This is a genomic window from Enterobacter sp. Crenshaw, assembly GCF_024734705.1.
In the GTDB taxonomy this organism is placed as follows: domain Bacteria; phylum Pseudomonadota; class Gammaproteobacteria; order Enterobacterales; family Enterobacteriaceae; genus Enterobacter; species Enterobacter asburiae_B.
The window spans coordinates 3,939,619-3,958,299 of the sequence record NZ_CP102932.1 but is presented as its reverse complement, the minus strand read 5'-3'; the positions used below and the strand labels follow the sequence as shown (position 1 = coordinate 3,958,299).

The 18,681-nt window shown below is 58.4% G+C and carries 18 protein-coding genes; 10 read left to right on the top strand and 8 right to left on the bottom strand.

Features of this window, described 5'->3' with window-relative positions; translation table 11 throughout:
- Window positions 1–84 precede the first annotated feature (84 nt).
- The 3 genes from NWV12_RS18755 to tolC form a co-directional block, all read right to left on the bottom strand.
- Window positions 85–1,245: a glutathionylspermidine synthase family protein gene (locus tag NWV12_RS18755; RefSeq protein ID WP_048979121.1), complete on the bottom strand. Its 1,161-nt coding sequence runs from the start codon at window positions 1,243–1,245 to the stop codon at window positions 85–87.
- Between the two features lie 2 nt (window positions 1,246–1,247).
- Window positions 1,248–1,916 (bottom strand): DUF1190 family protein, encoded by a 669-nt coding sequence (locus NWV12_RS18750; protein ID WP_029740695.1) that lies wholly within the window; start codon window positions 1,914–1,916, stop codon window positions 1,248–1,250.
- Window positions 1,917–2,108: 192 nt separating this feature from the next.
- Window positions 2,109–3,587 (bottom strand): outer membrane channel protein TolC, encoded by a 1,479-nt coding sequence (gene tolC, locus NWV12_RS18745; RefSeq protein ID WP_033146662.1) that lies wholly within the window; start codon window positions 3,585–3,587, stop codon window positions 2,109–2,111.
- A 204-nt stretch (window positions 3,588–3,791) separates the two neighbouring features.
- Between tolC and nudF the strand changes: the two genes are divergently transcribed.
- From nudF to parE, 5 genes are read left to right on the top strand one after another with little or no spacing between them, the layout of a single operon-like run.
- The gene (gene nudF, locus NWV12_RS18740) at window positions 3,792–4,424 is read left to right on the top strand and encodes an ADP-ribose diphosphatase (protein ID WP_023333429.1); all 633 of its coding nucleotides are present in this window, start codon (window positions 3,792–3,794) and stop codon (window positions 4,422–4,424) included.
- Entirely contained in the window at window positions 4,421–4,843 is a 423-nt protein-coding gene (locus NWV12_RS18735) for a DUF1249 family protein (RefSeq protein ID WP_003862516.1), read from the top strand. The genes nudF and NWV12_RS18735 overlap by 4 nt, the downstream gene beginning before the upstream one ends.
- A gap of 27 nt (window positions 4,844–4,870) precedes the next feature.
- A complete protein-coding gene (gene cpdA, locus NWV12_RS18730) occupies window positions 4,871–5,698 on the top strand; it encodes a 3',5'-cyclic-AMP phosphodiesterase (protein WP_024906493.1) in 828 nt (275 codons plus the stop codon).
- Window positions 5,698–6,279 (top strand): esterase YqiA, encoded by a 582-nt coding sequence (yqiA, locus tag NWV12_RS18725; RefSeq protein ID WP_008502976.1) that lies wholly within the window; start codon window positions 5,698–5,700, stop codon window positions 6,277–6,279. Before cpdA ends, yqiA begins: the two co-directional genes overlap by 1 nt.
- A gap of 28 nt (window positions 6,280–6,307) precedes the next feature.
- On the top strand, window positions 6,308–8,200 hold the full coding sequence (parE, locus tag NWV12_RS18720) for a DNA topoisomerase IV subunit B (protein WP_029740698.1): 1,893 nt from the start codon (window positions 6,308–6,310) through the stop codon (window positions 8,198–8,200).
- An 83-nt stretch (window positions 8,201–8,283) separates the two neighbouring features.
- On the opposite strand, the gene NWV12_RS18715 is transcribed toward parE, so the two are convergent.
- A complete protein-coding gene (locus tag NWV12_RS18715) occupies window positions 8,284–10,425 on the bottom strand; it encodes a TonB-dependent siderophore receptor (RefSeq protein ID WP_048979119.1) in 2,142 nt (713 codons plus the stop codon).
- A 386-nt stretch (window positions 10,426–10,811) separates the two neighbouring features.
- On the opposite strand from NWV12_RS18715, the gene NWV12_RS18710 reads away from it, so the two are divergent.
- From NWV12_RS18710 to NWV12_RS18690, 5 genes are read left to right on the top strand one after another with little or no spacing between them, the layout of a single operon-like run.
- Window positions 10,812–11,624, top strand: coding sequence for an ABC transporter ATP-binding protein (locus NWV12_RS18710; RefSeq protein WP_048979118.1), 813 nt, complete (start codon window positions 10,812–10,814; stop codon window positions 11,622–11,624).
- On the top strand, window positions 11,621–12,604 hold the full coding sequence (locus tag NWV12_RS18705) for an iron ABC transporter permease (RefSeq protein WP_048979117.1): 984 nt from the start codon (window positions 11,621–11,623) through the stop codon (window positions 12,602–12,604). Before NWV12_RS18710 ends, NWV12_RS18705 begins: the two co-directional genes overlap by 4 nt.
- Window positions 12,601–13,641 (top strand): iron ABC transporter permease, encoded by a 1,041-nt coding sequence (locus tag NWV12_RS18700; RefSeq protein ID WP_048979116.1) that lies wholly within the window; start codon window positions 12,601–12,603, stop codon window positions 13,639–13,641. The genes NWV12_RS18705 and NWV12_RS18700 overlap by 4 nt, the downstream gene beginning before the upstream one ends.
- 9 nt (window positions 13,642–13,650) lie before the next feature.
- A complete protein-coding gene (locus NWV12_RS18695) occupies window positions 13,651–14,601 on the top strand; it encodes an iron-siderophore ABC transporter substrate-binding protein (RefSeq protein ID WP_048979115.1) in 951 nt (316 codons plus the stop codon).
- On the top strand, window positions 14,598–15,485 hold the full coding sequence (locus NWV12_RS18690; RefSeq protein WP_048979114.1) for a MurR/RpiR family transcriptional regulator: 888 nt from the start codon (window positions 14,598–14,600) through the stop codon (window positions 15,483–15,485). The genes NWV12_RS18695 and NWV12_RS18690 overlap by 4 nt, the downstream gene beginning before the upstream one ends.
- A gap of 83 nt (window positions 15,486–15,568) precedes the next feature.
- On the opposite strand, the gene NWV12_RS18685 is transcribed toward NWV12_RS18690, so the two are convergent.
- From NWV12_RS18685 to qseB, 4 genes are all read right to left on the bottom strand, one after another.
- Window positions 15,569–15,883, bottom strand: a complete 315-nt coding sequence (locus NWV12_RS18685; RefSeq protein ID WP_008502984.1) for a putative quinol monooxygenase — start codon at window positions 15,881–15,883, stop codon at window positions 15,569–15,571.
- Window positions 15,884–15,914: 31 nt separating this feature from the next.
- Window positions 15,915–16,496: an NAD(P)H-dependent oxidoreductase gene (locus NWV12_RS18680; RefSeq protein ID WP_023333418.1), complete on the bottom strand. Its 582-nt coding sequence runs from the start codon at window positions 16,494–16,496 to the stop codon at window positions 15,915–15,917.
- A gap of 105 nt (window positions 16,497–16,601) precedes the next feature.
- The gene (gene qseC / locus NWV12_RS18675; RefSeq protein ID WP_048979113.1) at window positions 16,602–17,939 is read right to left on the bottom strand and encodes a quorum sensing histidine kinase QseC; all 1,338 of its coding nucleotides are present in this window, start codon (window positions 17,937–17,939) and stop codon (window positions 16,602–16,604) included.
- Window positions 17,936–18,595, bottom strand: a complete 660-nt coding sequence (qseB, locus tag NWV12_RS18670) for a quorum sensing response regulator transcription factor QseB (RefSeq protein WP_039262997.1) — start codon at window positions 18,593–18,595, stop codon at window positions 17,936–17,938. The genes qseC and qseB overlap by 4 nt, the downstream gene beginning before the upstream one ends.
- Window positions 18,596–18,681: the final 86 nt, after the last annotated feature.

Genomic DNA, 18,681 nt, shown 5'->3' with positions numbered 1-18,681 from the left:
AACGGCAACCTCAGGTTGCCGTTTTTAGTGTTTGCACCCTCTCCCACAAGGAGAGGGGCGAGGGTGAGGGCATCAGGCTGCGGCCTATTCGACAAAAATGTGCGGATAAAAGCGTGACAGATCCTGCGTGATCAGCGCGCGATCTTCGCGAATGCCAATCCCGGCCGGTTGATCGTTGATAAGCCAGCTGCCAATCAGCGTATAGCTGTCGCCAAATTTCGGCAGCTGATAGAACTCCTGGACGATCATCCCTTCTTCGCCGTATGGCCCTTCAACCGCTTCCAGCGTCTTGCCGTTTTCGATAATCGAGACGTTTGCGCCTTCGCGGGAGAAGATCGGCTTAACAACGTATTTTTCCATTTGCGGGTAATCATCTTCCGCAAAATAGGCTGGCAGCAGGTTCGGGTGGTTCGGGAACATCTCCCAGAGCATCGGCAGCAGGGCTTTGTTAGAGATGATGCTCTTCCAGGCCGGCTCCAGCCAGCGTACGCCAGCATCTTCCAGCTTGGTGGAGAACATCTCGCGCAGCATGTATTCCCACGGGTAGAGCTTGAACAGGTTGCTTATCACCTGGTCCTGCATATCCGTAAACTGACCTTTTTCACCCAGGCCGATATCCTCGATATAGAGGAACTCGGTCGCCACTTCCGCTTCGGCGGCGCAGTCCTGCAGATACTGAACCGTGCCACGGTCTTCTTCCGTGTCGCGGCAGCAGGCGAGATGGAGCAGGTTAAAGCCATGCTGTTCGCGCAGCTCGGCAAAACGCTCAATCAGCTTTTCCTGCAGGCTGTTAAACTGGTCGCTGCCTTCAGGCAGGTTTCCGGCATTGGCCTGGTCTTCCAGCCAGATCCACTGGAAGAACGCCGCTTCATACAGAGAGGTTGGCGTATCGGCGTTGTTTTCCAGCAGCTTCGGTTCACCTTTGCCGTCCCACGCCAGATCCAGGCGAGAGTAAAGCGAAGGTTGATTCGTTCTCCACGACTGGCGCACAAAGCCCCAGGTGTGCTTCGGAATGCGGAACTTTGCCATCAGCTCGTCGCTGTCGATGACCTTTTCCACGACCTTCAGGCACATCTGGTGCAGCTCGGCCGTCACCTCTTCCAGTTTTTCCACCTGAGCCAGCGTGAGCTTGTAATAGCCGTCTTCACACCAGTACGGCTCGCCGTACATGGTGTGGAAGTTAAAACCGTACTCGGTGGCTTTTTCGCGCCAGTCCGGGCGCTCGGTGATACTGACTCGTTCCATGATCAGCCGCCCATTGAGCGAGTAGAGGAGGTGCCTGTCGCACTACGCTGCATGCTGGTCTGCTTCGCCACAGATTCACCAAACCCGCCGCGGGTGATGGTGCTGGTGGTCGCAGGCTTCGGCGCCATCGCCGTTTTCGGTACGTTCACGGTGCGGCCAGGGGTCGCTGCGCCGTAGCCTTTGCCGCTGGCATCGGTATATTGACCGTAAGCCGGGCTGGCCGGGTTTTTCGAGCTAAACAGCGGCTGCTGCTGGTAGCCCGCACCGCCGCCCATCAGGCGACCCATCATGTAGCCTGCCATCAGCGGCATCCAGAAGCTGCCGCTGGACTGAGCCTGCGCCTGATTTTCAGGTGCGGTGCCTGCCTGAGCCGGTGCCTGCTGGCACTGACCTTCACCAAACTCCGCCACGCAGTCTTCGCGTGAGGCATATTTCGGTGCAGTACGTTCCGCTTCTTTCAGCGCGCTGGTGTAAGCCGTTTTACATTCGGCGGCTTTGCCGGTTGCGGCAGAGCAGTCGTCTGCGTTTTGATACAGCGAAACCGTTTCGTCATTTTTCTCACAGCCTGCCAGCATAAAGACAGCCGTGACCGCCAGCGCAACAGGGGTGAGGTGACGCGCGTTCCAGCTCTTGCGGAACGAAGCGTGATTTATGGATTTTGTCCGTTTCATATTTGTCTTCCAGGACCCAGTGGTAATAACGCTCAGGATAGAGGATGAGTGGTTGAAAATGAAGCGAAGAGGGGCGGAATCAGGGGTATCTTTACGTTGGCTTACGTTCGGATGTGATTCAGATGCGCCCCTCTCCCTGTGGGAGAGGGGCGGGGTGGAGGGCATCAGGCCGCAGTGGGCCTGATGACACTCTTAGTTACGGAACGGATTATTGCCTTTGCTGGCGGATGTAGTGGTACGCGCAGCGGCCGGCTGTGCCGCAGGGGTGCTGCTGTTAGCGTTGAAGTTATCAACCGCGGCAACCTGCTCCGGGTTCTCCGGCGCAACGCTGTCCGGAGAGGTGGAGACCGGTTTGCCCAGCGCGCTGTTCAGCATCTGCAGATCTTGCTCGTTCAGCGTACCCAGAGCCTGTTTGATGTTCAGCTGGTTAATCAGGTACTGGTAACGCGCGCTTGAGAGCTGCTGTTTCGCGTTGTACAGCGTGGTGGTCGCGTCGAGCACGTCCACGATAGTACGCGTACCGACCGAGTAACCTGCTTCCATCGCATCCAGAGAGCTCTGTGCAGACACAACGGCCTGTTTATAGGCGTTGATGCTACTGATGGAGGCGTTCACGTTGTTGAAGGAGGAACGCACGGTCTGCACCACGTTGCGGTGCGCGCTTTCCAGCTGCTCGCTCGCGCCAACAAAGTTGTACTGCGCCTGTTTCACCTGAGAGTTAACCTGACCGCCCTGGTACAGCGGCAGGGAGAAGCTCAGACCCACTTTATTCTGACCCATATTGCTGTCGTCATACTGGGACGTATTGGTTTTAGAGCCGCTATAGGACGTATCAGAGACACCGGTAGACGCGCTCAGGCTCAGGGTTGGCAGATGGCCGTCCTGCGCCTGACGAATTTGTTCGCGGGCCAGGTCCTGGCTCAGACGCGCCTGCAGCAAACTCAGGTTGCGGTTTTCCGCCTCTTTCAGCAGGGCGTTAACGGCCTGCGGTTTATCCGTTTTAAAGCTATCCACGTTCAGCGACGCCAGCTCAGGATAGTAATTCCCGGTGACCTGACGCAGGGATTCCAGCGCGTTGTCGAGGTTGTTACGCGCGGTCACTTCGTTAGCCAGCACGGTGTCGTACTGTGAACGGGCGTTCTGCACGTCGGTGATCGCGACCAGGCCCACGTTGAAACGCTGGGTGGTTTGATCTAACTGGCGGTAAATCGCCTGTTTCTGCGCTTCGGTGTAGGAGAGTGCGTCAATCGCGCTCAGCACGTTGAAGTACGCCGTGGCGGTGTTCAGGATCAGCGTCTGCTGGTCGGTCTGATAGGTCACATCCTGAATACCCGCACTCTTTTCCTGCAGGGTCAGGGCGCGCCATTTGGACATATCAAACAGCGTCTGTGTCAATTGCAGTGAGGCGCTGGTAGCATTGGAGTTTACGCCGTTAGCGTCGCGGAAACCGTTGCTGTAGGTATAATCTGCACCTAAACCTAACTGTGGCAGCAAGGGGCTACGCGCTTCGTTAATCTTTTCAAACGCAGCATCACGATCGGCCGCTGATTTACGTAAATCAGGGTTGCCCAGACGTGCCTGCTGGTAGACCTGTAACAGGTTTTCCGCCTGGCTCATTGCACTGAAGCCCGTCAGGCTCAGGCCGATAAGGATGGGGAGCAATTTCTTCATTTGCATTCCTTGTTGTGAAGCAGTATTAGCGCTGATCTAATTAAAAAATAATTGCCGATTCTAACAGAATCTTCCATACCAAAAGGTTGGCGTAACGTGCCATCTGGCGGTAATTTGCACCAATCTACCATATAGCCTTACAAACGGCAGCCAAACAGCCTTGAAATTCACAATTTCATCACCATTGCTACCAGGACTCGACTCATGCAAAAACCAGAAAAGTTGCCCGTGACATTCGCCAAAAACGATGTAGAAATTATTGCACGAGAAACGCTTTATAGCGGTTTTTTTTCAATGGATCTTTACCGTTTCAGGCATCGCCTGTTTAACGGGGAAATGAGCGGCGAAATCAGACGCGAAATTTTTGAGCGCGGGCATGCGGCAGTCTTGCTACCCTTTGACCCAGTGCGTGACGAAGTTGTGCTGGTGGAGCAGATCCGCATCGCCGCTTATGACGTCAGTGAGAGCCCGTGGCTGCTGGAGATGGTGGCCGGGATGATCGAAGAAGGTGAGTCTGTTGAAGACGTCGCCCGTCGCGAGGCGCTGGAAGAGGCCGGACTGGTGGTGGGCCGTACAAAACCGGTGCTGAGCTATCTGGCAAGCCCGGGCGGTACCAGCGAGCGCTTGTCCATAATGGTGGGCGAAGTGGACGCCACGACGGCGGAAGGGATCCACGGTCTGGCAGATGAAAACGAAGATATTCGGGTTCATGTGGTGAGCCGGGAACAGGCTTATCAGTGGGTAGAAGAGGGGAAAATCGACAACGCAGCGTCTGTCATCGCCCTGCAATGGCTGCAGCTGCATTATCAGACATTACGAAACGAGTGGAAAAAATGAAGCGCTATACACCTGACTTCCCAGAAATGATGCGCCTGTGCGAAACCAATTTCGCACAGTTGCGCCGCCTGCTGCCGCGAAACGACGCACCCGGCGAAACGGTAAGCTATCAGGTGAGCAACGCGCAGTATCGATTAACGATAACAGAATCAACGCGCTACACTACGCTGGTGGAGATTGAGCAAACGGCACCCAGCATTAGCTACTGGAGCCTGCCGTCGATGACGGTGCGCCTCTATCACGACGCGATGGTCGCTGAAGTGTGTTCAAGCCAGCAGATCTTTCGCTTCAAGGCGCGGTATGATTACCCGAATAAAAAGTTGCATCAACGCGACGAAAAGCATCAAATTAACCAGTTTTTAGCCGACTGGCTAAGATATTGTTTAGCACATGGAGCAATGGCGATTCCGGTTTGTTAGCGTCATAAACCTACCTAAGGACACCATTTGGAAAGCCTGTTGAACCTGACTGTTGCTGGTGGGGCGCCAGTCAGGATATTACAAATCACCGATACCCACCTTTTTGCCGAAAAGCATGAAACGCTACTGGGGGTCAACACCTGGGAGAGTTATCAGGCGGTACTTAGCGCCATTCACGCTGAAAACCGTGCATGCGATCTGATTGTCGCAACGGGCGATCTGGCGCAGGATCAGTCCTCCGCGGCCTACCAGCATTTTGCTGAAGGCATCGCGAGCTTTAGCGTGCCTTGCGTCTGGCTGCCAGGAAACCATGACTTCCAGCCCGCCATGTACAGTTCTCTTCAGGATGCGGGAATTTCTCCGGCGAAATGTGTTTTTGCGGGTGAACAGTGGCAGATCCTGCTGCTCGATAGCCAGGTGTTTGGCGTCCCGCACGGTGAGTTAAGCGAGTTTCAGCTCGACTGGCTTGAGACCAAACTGGCTGCTGAACCTGAACGTCACACGCTGCTGTTGCTTCATCATCATCCTCTGCCGGCGGGCTGCAGCTGGCTCGATCAGCACAGCCTGCGCAACTCCGCGGCGCTGGATCGCGTGCTGGCGAAGTTCCCGCGGGTGAAAAATCTGCTGTGTGGACATATTCATCAGGAACAGGATCTCGACTGGAACGGGCGCCGCATGCTGGCGACGCCGTCGACCTGCGTTCAGTTTAAGCCGCACTGCGCCAACTTTACGCTTGACACCATCGCGCCAGGTTGGCGCTGGCTGGAACTGCATGCCGACGGCACGCTGACCACGGAAGTCTGCCGTTTGACCGGTGCAAAATTCCGCCCGGATACCGCTTCAGAAGGCTATTGATGTCTACGCTCCTTTATCTGCACGGATTCAACAGCTCGCCGCGCTCCGCAAAAGCGACACAGTTTCGCCAGTGGCTGAGCGAGCATCACCCCGACGTTGAGATGATTATCCCGCAGCTGCCGCCTTACCCGGCAGAGGCCGCGGAGATGCTGGAATCTATTGTGCTTGCGCACGGCGGCGAAACCTTCGGTGTGGTCGGTTCATCGCTGGGCGGGTACTACGCCACCTGGCTCTCACAATGCTTCATGCTGCCCGCTGTTGTGGTTAATCCGGCGGTACGGCCATTTGAGCTGCTGAGGGACTTTCTTGGCGAAAACGAGAACCCCTACACCGGGCAGCAATATGTGCTAGAGTCACGCCATATTTACGATCTCAAAGTTATGCAGGTCGACCCGCTTGAGGCACCGGATCTCATCTGGCTGCTGCAACAGACGGGTGATGAAGTGCTGGATTACCGCCAGGCAGTGGCGTACTACGCCTCCTGCCGCCAGACTATAGAAGAGGGCGGAAACCATGCTTTCACGGGCTTTGAGAATCATTTCACCCAGATTGTCGATTTTCTTGGACTGCACAGCCACTGACAATCAATGCGAATTGCTAGTTTAAATCATGACGCAAACCTATAACGCTGATGCCATTGAGGTCCTCACCGGGCTTGAGCCGGTTCGCCGCCGCCCGGGGATGTACACCGATACGACGCGCCCAAACCATCTGGGCCAGGAAGTTATTGATAACAGTGTGGACGAAGCGCTGGCGGGCCATGCCAAACGCGTTGACGTCATTCTGCACGCCGATCAGTCGCTGGAAGTCATCGACGACGGGCGCGGCATGCCGGTGGATATCCATCCGGAAGAGGGCGTGCCTGCCGTTGAGCTGATCCTCTGTCGTCTGCACGCGGGCGGTAAGTTCTCCAACAAGAACTACCAGTTCTCCGGTGGTCTGCACGGCGTGGGCATTTCCGTGGTGAACGCCCTGTCCAAACGCGTGGAAGTGAACGTCCGTCGCGACGGTCAGGTATACAACATCGCGTTTGAAAACGGCGATAAGGTGCAGGATCTGCAGGTTGTCGGCACGTGCGGCAAACGCAACACCGGTACCAGCGTCCACTTCTGGCCTGACGAAAGCTTCTTCGACAGCCCGCGTTTTTCCGTTTCTCGCCTGACGCACCTGCTGAAAGCCAAAGCGGTGCTGTGTCCGGGCGTGGAAATCACCTTTACCGATCACGTTAACAATACCGCACAAACCTGGTGCTACGCCGACGGTCTGAACGATTACCTGTGCGAAGCGGTAAACGGCCTGCCGACGCTGCCGGAAAAACCGTTTGTCGGTAACTTTAGCGGCGATACCGAAGCCGTGGACTGGGCGCTGCTGTGGCTGCCGGAAGGCGGCGAGCTGCTGACCGAAAGCTACGTCAACCTGATCCCAACCATGCTCGGCGGTACCCACGTCAACGGCCTGCGTCAGGGGCTGCTGGACGCGATGCGTGAGTTCTGCGAATACCGCAATATTCTGCCGCGCGGCGTGAAGCTGTCGGCGGAAGATATCTGGGATCGCTGCGCCTACGTGCTCTCCGTGAAGATGCAGGATCCGCAGTTTGCCGGTCAGACCAAAGAGCGCCTGTCGTCACGTCAGTGCGCGGCGTTCGTTTCCGGCGTGGTGAAAGATGCGTTTACCCTGTGGCTGAACCAGAACGTGCAGGCAGCAGAGATGCTGGCCGAAATGGCCATTTCCAGCGCCCAGCGTCGTCTGCGCGCCGCGAAGAAAGTGGTGCGTAAAAAGCTGACCAGCGGCCCTGCGCTGCCGGGCAAGCTGGCGGACTGTACCGCGCAGGATCTCAACCGTACCGAGCTGTTCCTCGTGGAAGGGGACTCGGCGGGCGGATCGGCCAAGCAGGCGCGCGATCGTGAATATCAGGCGATCATGCCGCTCAAGGGTAAGATCCTGAACACCTGGGAGGTCTCTTCTGATGAAGTGCTGGCCTCGCAGGAAGTGCACGATATTTCGGTGGCGATCGGCATCGATCCGGACAGCGACGATCTGAGCCAGCTGCGCTACGGCAAGATCTGTATCCTCGCGGATGCGGACTCCGATGGTCTGCACATCGCCACGCTGCTGTGCGCGCTGTTCGTGAAGCACTTCAAAACGCTGGTGAAAAACGGTCACGTCCACGTGGCACTGCCGCCGCTGTACCGTATCGACCTCGGCAAAGAGGTTTACTACGCGCTGACGGAAGAAGAGAAAGCGGGCGTGCTGGAACAGCTGAAGCGCAAGAAGGGCAAACCGAACGTGCAGCGCTTTAAAGGGCTGGGCGAGATGAACCCGATGCAGCTTCGCGAAACGACGCTGGATCCGAACACGCGCCGTCTGGTGCAGCTGACGATCAGCGATGAAGACGAGCAGCAAACCAACGCCATGATGGATATGCTCCTTGCCAAGAAACGTTCGGAAGACCGACGTAACTGGCTGCAGGAGAAAGGCGATATGGCGGATATTGAGGCCTGATGCCCTCACCCTAACCCTCTCCCGCCGGGAGAGGGAATGGATCGTAGGCCCGGTAAGCGTTAGCGCCACCGGGCTTTTTTACATCAAAACTCCATCTTCACCGTAAACTGCACTTCGCGCGGATCGCCAATCTGGTTGCCCAGGTTGTTGGTCGCAATCGACGACGTGTAGTAGGTCTTATCAAACAGATTTTTCACGTTCACCTGCAGCGTCACCGGATACTGTAGCTTCATCTTGTACGCCGCAAACGCGTCCGCCACGAAATAGCCCGGCAGATAATAATCCGCACCGTTGGTTGCGGAACGACGGCTTACGCCGTGCCCGCCGCCGCCCAGCGTCAGGGTATTCCCGGCAAACGCATTGTGAATATCGTAGGTCAGGAACAGGGAGCCGGTATGGCGCGGCACGTTCGGCAGCGGTTTGCCCGCATAGTCCGGATCTTCCAGCACCTTCGCGTCGGTATAGCCGTAGCTGGCGATAATGTTGGTGTTCTCGGTCAATGACCCGGCGAGATCCACCTCCACGCCCTGAGAGCGCACGCGGCCCGCGGTTTTAGCGACGGTTTCATCACCCACGCTCTCTGTGTACAGCACGTTGCGCTTGTGAATATCAAACAGCGCGATATTGGCGGTAATGCCGTCGAACAGGTCAAACTTAGCGCCGATTTCATACGCGTTTGACGTTTCCGGCGGCAGGTCACCAATGTAGCTCGCAATGGACGACTGCGGCATAAACGTCTGGGAATAGTTGGCAAACAGCGAGACCGCCGGGGTGAGCTTATAAACAAGACCCAGCTTTGGCGTCCACTGGTCGTCGCGGCTGTCGGTGTTCACGTTAAACGGACGGCCTTTGCCCGCGTACTGGGTGTAATACTGATAGCGCATTCCGGCGACGGCGATCCACTTATCGGTCAGGTACAGCGCGTCCTGCGCGTAGGCGGAGTAGCTTTCCTGCTTAATGGTTTGATCGCTGTCGGATGCCGAGACGGTGGTGCACTTGCCGAGGCTGCCGTAGCTCGGGTGGTAAATATTGAAGTCCTTAACGTTCTTACAGCGGATCATATCCGTACGCAGCAGATCGTAATTCTCATACGACACGCCGGTCAGGATCTCATTGTAAAAGCCCGCGATGTCCACGTTTCCCTGCAGATCCGCGCGCGTCGTGTGCATACGCTGGGTCGAGCCCTGGGTCGCATCCACGCGGCGGGTCAGGTTGCCGGTTTTTGAATCGTAGGCCATCACGCGGGCCTGGTTATCGCTGTACTTATCCTGGCTGTAGCTGTAGTCGAGCTTCGCGGTCCACTGGCTATTAAGGCGATACTCCGCGTTGAGCTGAGCGAGATCGGACTGGCCGTCGGTCACGTTAAACGGTTCGTCGAAGCGGGTTTTACGATCGACGTTGACGGCTTTTTTAGTGTTGAGATCGAAGATCGTTCCGCGATCGAACGGCGTTTTATAGTCGCGATGCGAATAGAGCACGGTCACGGTGGCGTCGTCGCCAAACCAGGTCAGCGACGGGGCAATAAAGGTGCTGCGTTCGGTGCCGAAATTGCGCCAGTAATCCTCGTCCTGATATTCGCCCGTCAGGCGATACGCCAGGCGCGTGCCGTCAATCGGGCCGGTAACATCAACCTGTCCGGTGCCGCCGCCAAAGCTGGACGAGGTAGCGGAAAGGGAACCGCCGAAGGTCTTCTCCGGGCGTTTGGTGACGACGTTAATCAGGCCGCCCGGATCGAGAATGCCGTAGAGCGTCGAGGCCGGGCCTTTCAGCACCTCTACGCGCTCGGTTGCGGCATTAAAGCTGCGCGGCAGCACGGTGCGCAGGCCGTTGGTCATGATCGAGCCGTCGCGGTTCGCGCCAAATCCGCGGCGCACGAAGGCATCCTGCGTACCGCCCAGTGTGTTGGTCTGCACCACGTTGCTGACGTTATAGAGCGCTTCATCCAGCGTGGTGGCATGCTGATCCGCCAGCACTTTGTCGCTGACGGTATTGACCACCTGCGGGATGTCCAGCATCGGCATGTTGGTTAACGTCGCGGTGGAGGTATTCAACGGCTGATAGCCATTCGTGGCCTCCACCGTCGTATTTGGATCGGCGGTGACGGTAAGCGTTTCGCCGTCTTTAGTCGCGGTGTTATCTGCTGCCTGCACCAGCGGCGCCATAAACAGCAGTGAAAAGAGCGCGCGCCCTTTTACCCCAGAGAGTGAAGGTGTGAACGTAGCCATTACATCTGTTATCCCGAAATATCCCGCGAATGACGTTTCGCGGAAAAATGTGTGAGTCATTGCCCTTTACGGTCTGTCCGTTAGCCACGGTGGGCATCGGACATGTAATTGAGAATCATTCAATCATGCGCGAATGTAGTAGTAAATGGAAAAAAGAAAAAATCGACTACAACGTTTAGCCGGGCGTATAAGCGCAGCGGGAGGATTATTAATTTATTGAATTAAATGTTTTTTAAAGACATTCCTTGTTCATTTTCCCTCAGGCTTATCCCTGGTTTTATCAGGGTTTTTCTTCTCTTGACTACTACATGGCGCAGCGTCAAACTCTCAAAAGAGAATGATTTTTATTTATATTTGTTGCGCTTTTTTATTACGTTGGCATTCACGTGGCTCACAACACAAAAAAACCGGGACTGGTTCTGGAGAACCTCTCTGCGGGCTATCAGAAAAAAATCATCGTTGATGATATCTCCCTTGCGATCCCACAGCAGAAAATGACCGTGCTGGTAGGGGCGAACGGCTGCGGAAAATCCACGCTGCTGAGCACCATTGCGCGTTTGCTTCAGCCGCTTGGCGGCGCGGCAGTTCTCGACGGCAAGGCGATCCACGAGCAGCCGACCAAAGCCGTCGCCCGCCAGCTGGGTATCCTGCCGCAGTCTCCGCTGCTCCCGGAAGGGCTGACCGTCTTTGAACTGGTCTCGCGCGGGCGTTTTCCCTGGCAAAACTTTATGCGCCAGTGGAGCGACGAGGACGAACTGGCGGTGGAAGAGGCCCTGCGCCTGACCGGCACGGCAGAGTTTGCCCATATGCCGGTGGAAAGCTTATCCGGCGGCCAGCGTCAGCGCTGCTGGATCGCCATGGCGCTGGCGCAGCAAACGCCGTATATCCTGCTTGACGAGCCCACGACGTTTCTCGATCTCCGCTATCAGGTGGAGATCCTGGAACTGCTGCACACCCTGACCCGCCGGCACGGGCGTACCGTCGTGGTGGTGCTGCACGATCTCAACTTCGCCGTAAACTACGGCGATTCGCTGGTCTTTTTACGCCAGGGGAAAGTTGAAGGCGTATTGCATGAGGGCGATGTCTGCACGCCGGAGCTGATCAAAGCGGTGTTTGATGTCGACGTGCATATGTCCATAAACCCGTTGACCGGCAAGCCGTTCTTTATGCCGTTTCGCCAGAGCACCGTTCAGCCATGATGCGCTCCTCTCTGGCCTTCCCGATCTTCGCATTGCTGCTGGCGCTGGGCGCGATTATGCACCTGGGCATCGGCGCACGCTTCATCGCCCCGCAGACGGTGGTGGAGGCATTCTTCCATTTCGATCCGCGCAATTTCGACCATAACGTCATTATCAAATTAAGACTGCTGCGCCTCTGCGCCGCGATGGTGACGGGCGCCGCCCTCGGCGTGGCGGGCGTGCTGCTGCAGTCCGTGATCCGCAACCCGCTCGGCGAGCCGCATATTCTGGGGCTCAACGCCGGGGCCGCGCTGGCGGTCGTGATTACCAGCGCGCTTGGGCTGTCGCTGCCGTTTGGTCGCCCGCTCGTTGCCGCCGCCGGTGCCGCCGCGCTGTTTTTGCTGGTGCTGATGTTCTCCTCGTCCGGTCGCACCGGGCTTACGCCGATGAAGGTCACGCTGTGCGGCGTGGCGATGTCGGCGTTTGCCTCGTCGATTACCGCCGCGGTGTTAATCCTCGATGAACAGACGCTGCTCGCCATGCGCACCTGGCTGGCAGGGGACCTGTCCGGGATCAACGTGCAGACGCTCCGGAGCGCCCTGTGGGCCGCAACAGCCGGTTTTGTTCTCGCCATCGGGCTGTCGCCCTCGCTCAACATGCTGGCGCTGGGAGACCGAATGGCGCAGGGGCTTGGCGTGTCGCTGCTGAAAACCCGCCTGCTTGCCCTGCTGGCCATCGCGCTGCTCTGCGGCGCGGCCGTCTCAATTACCGGGCCGATTGGCTTTATCGGCCTGGTCGTGCCGCAGCTCATTCGCCGTCTGGTGTCGGTGGATTTACGCGTTATGGTGCCGCTGTCTGCCCTGTGTGGCGCGCTGGTTCTGCTGCTGGCGGATATCGCCGCCCGCACGCTGTTTACGCCCTGGGAGCTGGCAACCGGCATCATGACGGCCCTGGTCGGCGCACCCGTATTCATCTTTATGGCATCGAGGATGTTCAAATGAACCGGGCCGGATTCCGCGCGATCCGTATTGGCCGTGTATCGGCGCTGGTTCGCCCGAGGGCGCTGGCGTGCCTGACGCTTTTAGCGCTGGTGGCGTTAAGCCTGCTGGGCTTTGGCCTGACGCACGGATCTCTGCCTGTTCCCACCTCCGCCATCGGGCGGGCGCTGTTTTCTCCTGAGAGCCTGACGGCGGAGACGCGCTACATCGTGATGAATATCCGCCTGCCGCGCCTGCTGATGGCGGTGCTGTGCGGCGCGATGCTCGGTATGGCGGGGGCGGCAATGCAGTCCATCACCCGCAATGGTCTGGCCGATCCCGGGCTTATCGGCGTGAAGGAGGGCTGTAGCGCGGCGGTACTGCTGCTGATTTTTCAGTTCCCGGCGCTGGGCCTGGCCTGGCGTCCTCTGGTCGGCATGGCCGGCGGGCTGCTTACCGCGCTGCTGGTTATCGCCCTGGCGCGCGATATCTCGCGCCCGCGGTTCATCCTGATCGGCATCGGCGTGTCGTGGGCGTTTGCCGCCGCAATGGGCGTCTTTATCACCACCGCCGACGTGCGGGACGTGCAGACGGCGATGCTGTGGCTGGCGGGAAGCCTGCATGCGGCAAACTGGACGCTGGTGGGGTTAGCCACGCTCTGGGCTGCCCCCGCGTTTGCGCTGCTGCTGTTTACCGCGCGGGCTGCGGACGTGGTGTTGCTTGGTAATCAGGCCGCAGCGGGCCTTGGCGTGCGCATAACCCGGCTGGCGCTGCTGCGGGTTCTCGCCCCGGTGGTGCTGACGGCGGCCTGCGTCTCGTGCGTGGGCAGTATTGGTTTCGTGGGGTTGATTGCTCCGCATATGGCGCGCCTGCTGCTGCGCGGTGGGCAAACCGCGCTCCTGACGGGAAGCGCCGTGCTGGGCGCGCTGCTGGTGCTGCTGGCGGATAACGTCGGACGTCTGGCGTTCCTCCCGCTGCAGCTGCCGGCGGGAATTGTGATTTCACTGATTGGCGGACCGTTTTTCCTGCTGCTGCTCTGGCAGCGTCGGGACAGATTTTAGGGGACTAAAATGCGCGTAGTGTTTTCGATGCTGTTGCTGGTGGGGTTCGCGGTGGGTGCGGCGGAGCCGACGCAGACGTTTACTGACGATCTTAACCGAAAAGTGGTGGTACCGGTTCATCCGAAACGGATTGTCTCTTTACACGATCTGGATATCACCATTCCGCTGATTGAGCTTGGCGTGCCGCCGGTGGCAAGCCATGGCCGCACGCGGCCGGACGGCAGCCACTTTCTGCGCTCCAGCGGCATGTTGACCGGCGTCGACTTTGATAATTCCGACATTAAGTTTATCGGCACGGCCGATATCGACATTGAAGCCATCGCCGCCGCAAAGCCTGACCTCATCGTGACCGAGCCGACCCGCAACACCCCGCTGGAACAGCTGGCAAAAATTGCCCCGACGGTGAGCATCGATCATCTCGGCGGCGGCGCGCCGGAGATCTATCGCAAGCTGGCTCAGCTGACGGGAACGCAGGCGCGGCTCAAGGTTCTGGAGCGGCGCTATCAGGAGCAGATTAAGGCCCTGAAGGCGACAATTGATACCCGCAAGGTGACCGTGTCCGTGATTCAGGCGAATCAGGGAAAGATTAATGCCATGCACAGCTACCACTCGCTGGGCCGCGTGTTGCGCGACGCCGGGTTCATCTTCCCGCCGCTGATTGAGTCCATCCCGGACGGAGGGCGCATCGACGTCAGCGCCGAGCGCCTGCCGGAGCTGGATGCCGATTTCGTCTTCGCCACCTGGCGCGGGGATACGGGCGGTAAACCGCAGGACGAGCTGGCGGCGATGGATGCGGTCATGCCGGGCTGGTGTCAGTTCCTGAATGCCTGCAGAACCGGGCATTACGTGCTGATCTCGCGTGAAGAGGCCATCTCGAATTCGTACGCCTCGTTAGGGCTGATGGCCGCGCAGGTGCAGTCGCATATTGCCGGGCGTCCGCTGCCGGAGGCGTCACGGTGATCCGCAAAGAGAAAGGGCGCGTGGATGTCTATGGCGACCGCTTTCGCGCGCGTGCGCATCAGCTGACGCCGCGTCTGCTGCAGGTTGCACGCTATATCCATGACAACCGCGAAGCGGTGATGGAACAGACCGCAATGGAGATCGCGACGCTGTTGAAAACGTCGGATGCCACGGTAGTCCGCGCCATTCAGGCGCTTGGTTTCGCCGGGCTGCGCGATCTCAAGCAAACGCTGGAGCAGTGGTTTGGTCCGGTGGTCACCTCCAGCGAAAAGATGTCCACCACGGTGAATACGCTCGCCAGCGACGTCAACGCGAGCATTGATTTTGTGCTGGAGGGGCATCAGCACACCTGCGAGGTGTTATCCGAGCCCCACAACCGCTACGCGATGGCCCAGGCGGTCTCTCTGCTGGCGCAGGCGAGGCAGGTCGCCATATTTGGCATTGGCGCCTCCGGCATTCTGGCCGAGTACACCGCCAGGCTGTTCAGCCGCATGGGGTTACCCGCCACGCCGCTTAACCGTACCGGAATAGGGCTTTCCGAGCAGCTGATTGCGCTTCAGCGCGGCGACGTGCTGGTGATGATGGCGCAGAAATCCGCGCACCGGGAGGGGCAAACCACGCTGCGTGAAGCAAAACGTCTGGGCATTCCAACTATATTGCTGACCAACGCCCTCGATTCGCGTTTCAGCAAGGAGGCCAGCGTGGTGATCCACGTTCCGCGCGGCGGCGAAAAAGGCAAAATCCCGCTCCACGGCACGGTGCTGCTGTGTCTGGAGATGATCATTTTATCCGTCGCCTCCACCGAGCCGCAGCGCACCATCAAGTCGATGAAGCGCATCAACGAGCTACACCGTGGGTTAAAGCCGGGGAAGAAAAGCACCTAAAAACAAAGCCCGGTAGCGCTGACGCTCACCGGGCCTGGATCTGTTCTCCCTCTCCTTTCGGGAGAGGGCGGGGGAGGGGAAACTTAAACCCCTTGCTCCAGAATGCGGATGTGGGTTTCCAGCACGTCACCCTTCACCGCGTCGCTCCACGCTTTCATGTGCGCGGTCTGCAGGTGCGCTTCAAGATGCGCGACGGTTTCCCACTGCTCAACCATGATGATCGAGTCTGGCGCGGTCGCCTGGAAGCTGGCGTCAGTGGCGGCATCCACCATCGGCGCGTAGCCGTGGCAGCCTTCTTCTTTCAGTACGGTCGGGATAATTTTCGCGAACTGATCCAGCACCGCCTGGCGGTGATGTTGACCTGGACGAGTACGGATTTCTGCGATTACGGTAAGCATGTTTACTACTCCTTTAATTCCAGGCTACCAGTTAAGCAAAAATTTCCGCGAGATGCTTGCGATATTCTGCGATATAGCTCGGGACGTCAGGCATTTTAATCACGTCGTTGACGATAAAGGTCGGCAGCGGATCCATGCCCAGGAACTGGTTAGCCTTGTGGAACGGCAGGTACGCGCCGTCGACGCCCACGCCTTCGAAGAACTGATCTTTATCGGTGAAGGCTTCCAGCGGGGCGTTCCAGGTCAGCGAGAGCATATATTTTTTGCCCTGAATCAGGCCGCCCGAGCCGTATTTTTTGGAGGCGTCAGAGCGGGTGCGGCCATCGCTGGCATACAGCGAGCCGTGACCTTCGGTGAACACGTCGTCCATGTATTTTTTCACGGTCCACGGCGCGCCCATCCACCAGCCTGGCATCTGCCAGATCACCACGTCAGCCCACAGGAAGTTCTGCACTTCGGCCTTCACGTCATAATTGCTGTCCGCACGCACGACCTTAACATCATGCCCGGCGTCGCGCAGGAAACCGTCCGCGACCTCGGTCAGGGTGTCATTCAGCTGGCCTTTAGAGTGCGCAAATTCTTTTGCACCGTTGATAATCAGGATGTTGCTCATTATTTGTCCTCGATGATGAGAGTATGGCCAGTATTCTACGCGCGAGGACGGTGCGGTAAAATGAGCAAAATGTGCAAAGTCTTTTGCGTTAAACGCAATAATCCCTTACCAGCTGACCTTCGCTTCAAAACCGCCTTCAGGCGCATTGCTCAGCGAAACGCGCATCCCGTGCAGGGCGGCGATGCGTTTTACAATGGATAACCCCAGCCCGCTGCCCGTGGCATCCTGACCCGGCGGGCGATAAAAGCGCTCGCCGATGCGCGCCAGCGCGTCAGGTGAAATGCCTGGGCCGTTGTCGCGCACGGTAAAGCCACGCGCGTCCAGCGTTACGTCCACCACGCTGCCGCGCGGGCTGTAGCGAATCGCGTTATCCAGCAGGTTGCGCACCAGCAGGCTCAGGAGCAGCTGCTGGCCCGTGCGTGTCACCTCTGGTGCATGGATGTTCAGGCGAATATCAATGCCCGCCTGCTGCGCCGGATGCCAGATATCCAGCACGGCCGACTGCAGCAAGTCGGCAACCGTTATCGGTTCAACATCGTCCAGGTTATCCAGCGAGTCCAGACGCGACAGCGTGAGGAGCTGATCCACCAGCCGGGAGGCGCGGTCGATGCCCGCATGCAGCTGCATCAGCGCTTTTTCCCGCGCCTGCGGATCGTCATGAGAGAGCTGGGCCACGTCAGTTTGCACCTTCAGGGCCGCCAGCGGGCTGCGCAGCTCGTGGGCGGCATCGGACGTAAAGCGGCGCTCGCGGGTCATCATCTCCTGGGTGCGCGCGAAGAGATGATTCAGCGAGTCGAGCAGGGGGCGTACTTCCGTAGGGACGCCCTCGGTCGGCAGTTTATCGGTGGCATCCGGCGAGCGGGAGCGCAGGGTCTGCGCCAGCTTTTTCAACGGCTTCAGTTCACGGCTCAACAGCAGGATCAGCAACAGCAGCATTACGGGTAGCGCCACCAGCCACGGCGTAAGCTGCGAGCTGACCACGTCCAGCGCCATCTCCTGGCGGTACTCCCACTCCTGGCCGACCACCACGCGGTACTTCCCGTCGGGTGAGGTCAGCCATAAAAAGCGCCATTCGTCGTTGTCGCCCTGCAGCTGCCCGTTATCGAACCCGTCGCGGCGATAGTGGTACGGGATATCGCGTCCGTTTTCACCGTCGTTGAGGAGCATTTTGCCGTCGACGGCGTAAATGGCGAAAGCCAGCGCGTCGTCGTCCAGACGACCGTGCTTCACTTTTTTCGGGATCTCGCGCATGCGTTCGGGGGCGCGGATCTCGTCCAGATCCATCGTCAGCAGCCGTTTAGCAAACAGCATCTGCTGGGTATCGAACAGCTTGTCGAGCTTGTGGGTCGTCTGCTGCCAGGCAACCAGGCTGGCGGCAAACCAGGCCGTCAGAGACAGAAGTAAAAAGAGAAGCGTCAGGCGCAGCTTCAGGCTCAGTTTCATGCGTCACCCAGGGTATAGCCGATGCCGTGCACGGTGCGGATAAACTCGCTCCCAAGCTTGCGGCGCAAATGATGGACGTGAACCTCGATGGCGTTGCTGGAGACATCGTCGTCCCAGGTATAGAGTTTTTCCTCGATCAGCTTTCGCGGCAGCACCCGACCGGCGTTACGCATTAACAGCTCCAGCAGCGCGAACTCTTTCGGCTTGAGCGTCAGCGGCTCACCGTCCAGCGTGGCGATGAGACGGCTCGGATCGAGCGTGACCTTCCCGTGACGCAGCTCGCTACTCGCCTGGCCGTGGCTGCGGCGGACCAGCGCTTCGAGGCGGGCACCCACTTCGATCAGCGCGAACGGCTTACAGAGATAATCATCCGCGCCAAGACGCAGTCCTTCGACGCGCTGGTTAAGCGCATCCCGCGCCGTCAGAATTAATACCGGCTCGCTGCGCCCGCTTTCGCGCCACGCGCGCAGGATGTCCAGACCGTCAATTTCCGGCAGCGTCAGATCCAGCACCACGGCATCATAGGGCGCAGAGGAGAGCGCGGCCTGGCCGGTTTTACCGTCGGTAAACCAGTCCACGCTAAAGCCCATTTTGCTCAACCCCGCCTTGATACCGTCGCCGATTAACCTGTCGTCTTCTACCAGTAAAATGCGCATGTTCCCTCCTTGATGTCGTCAGTAAACCCTCTGTAAGCGCCTGCTGTACAGCAATAATAAATAAATTTTTCCCTTAAGAAGTTGTT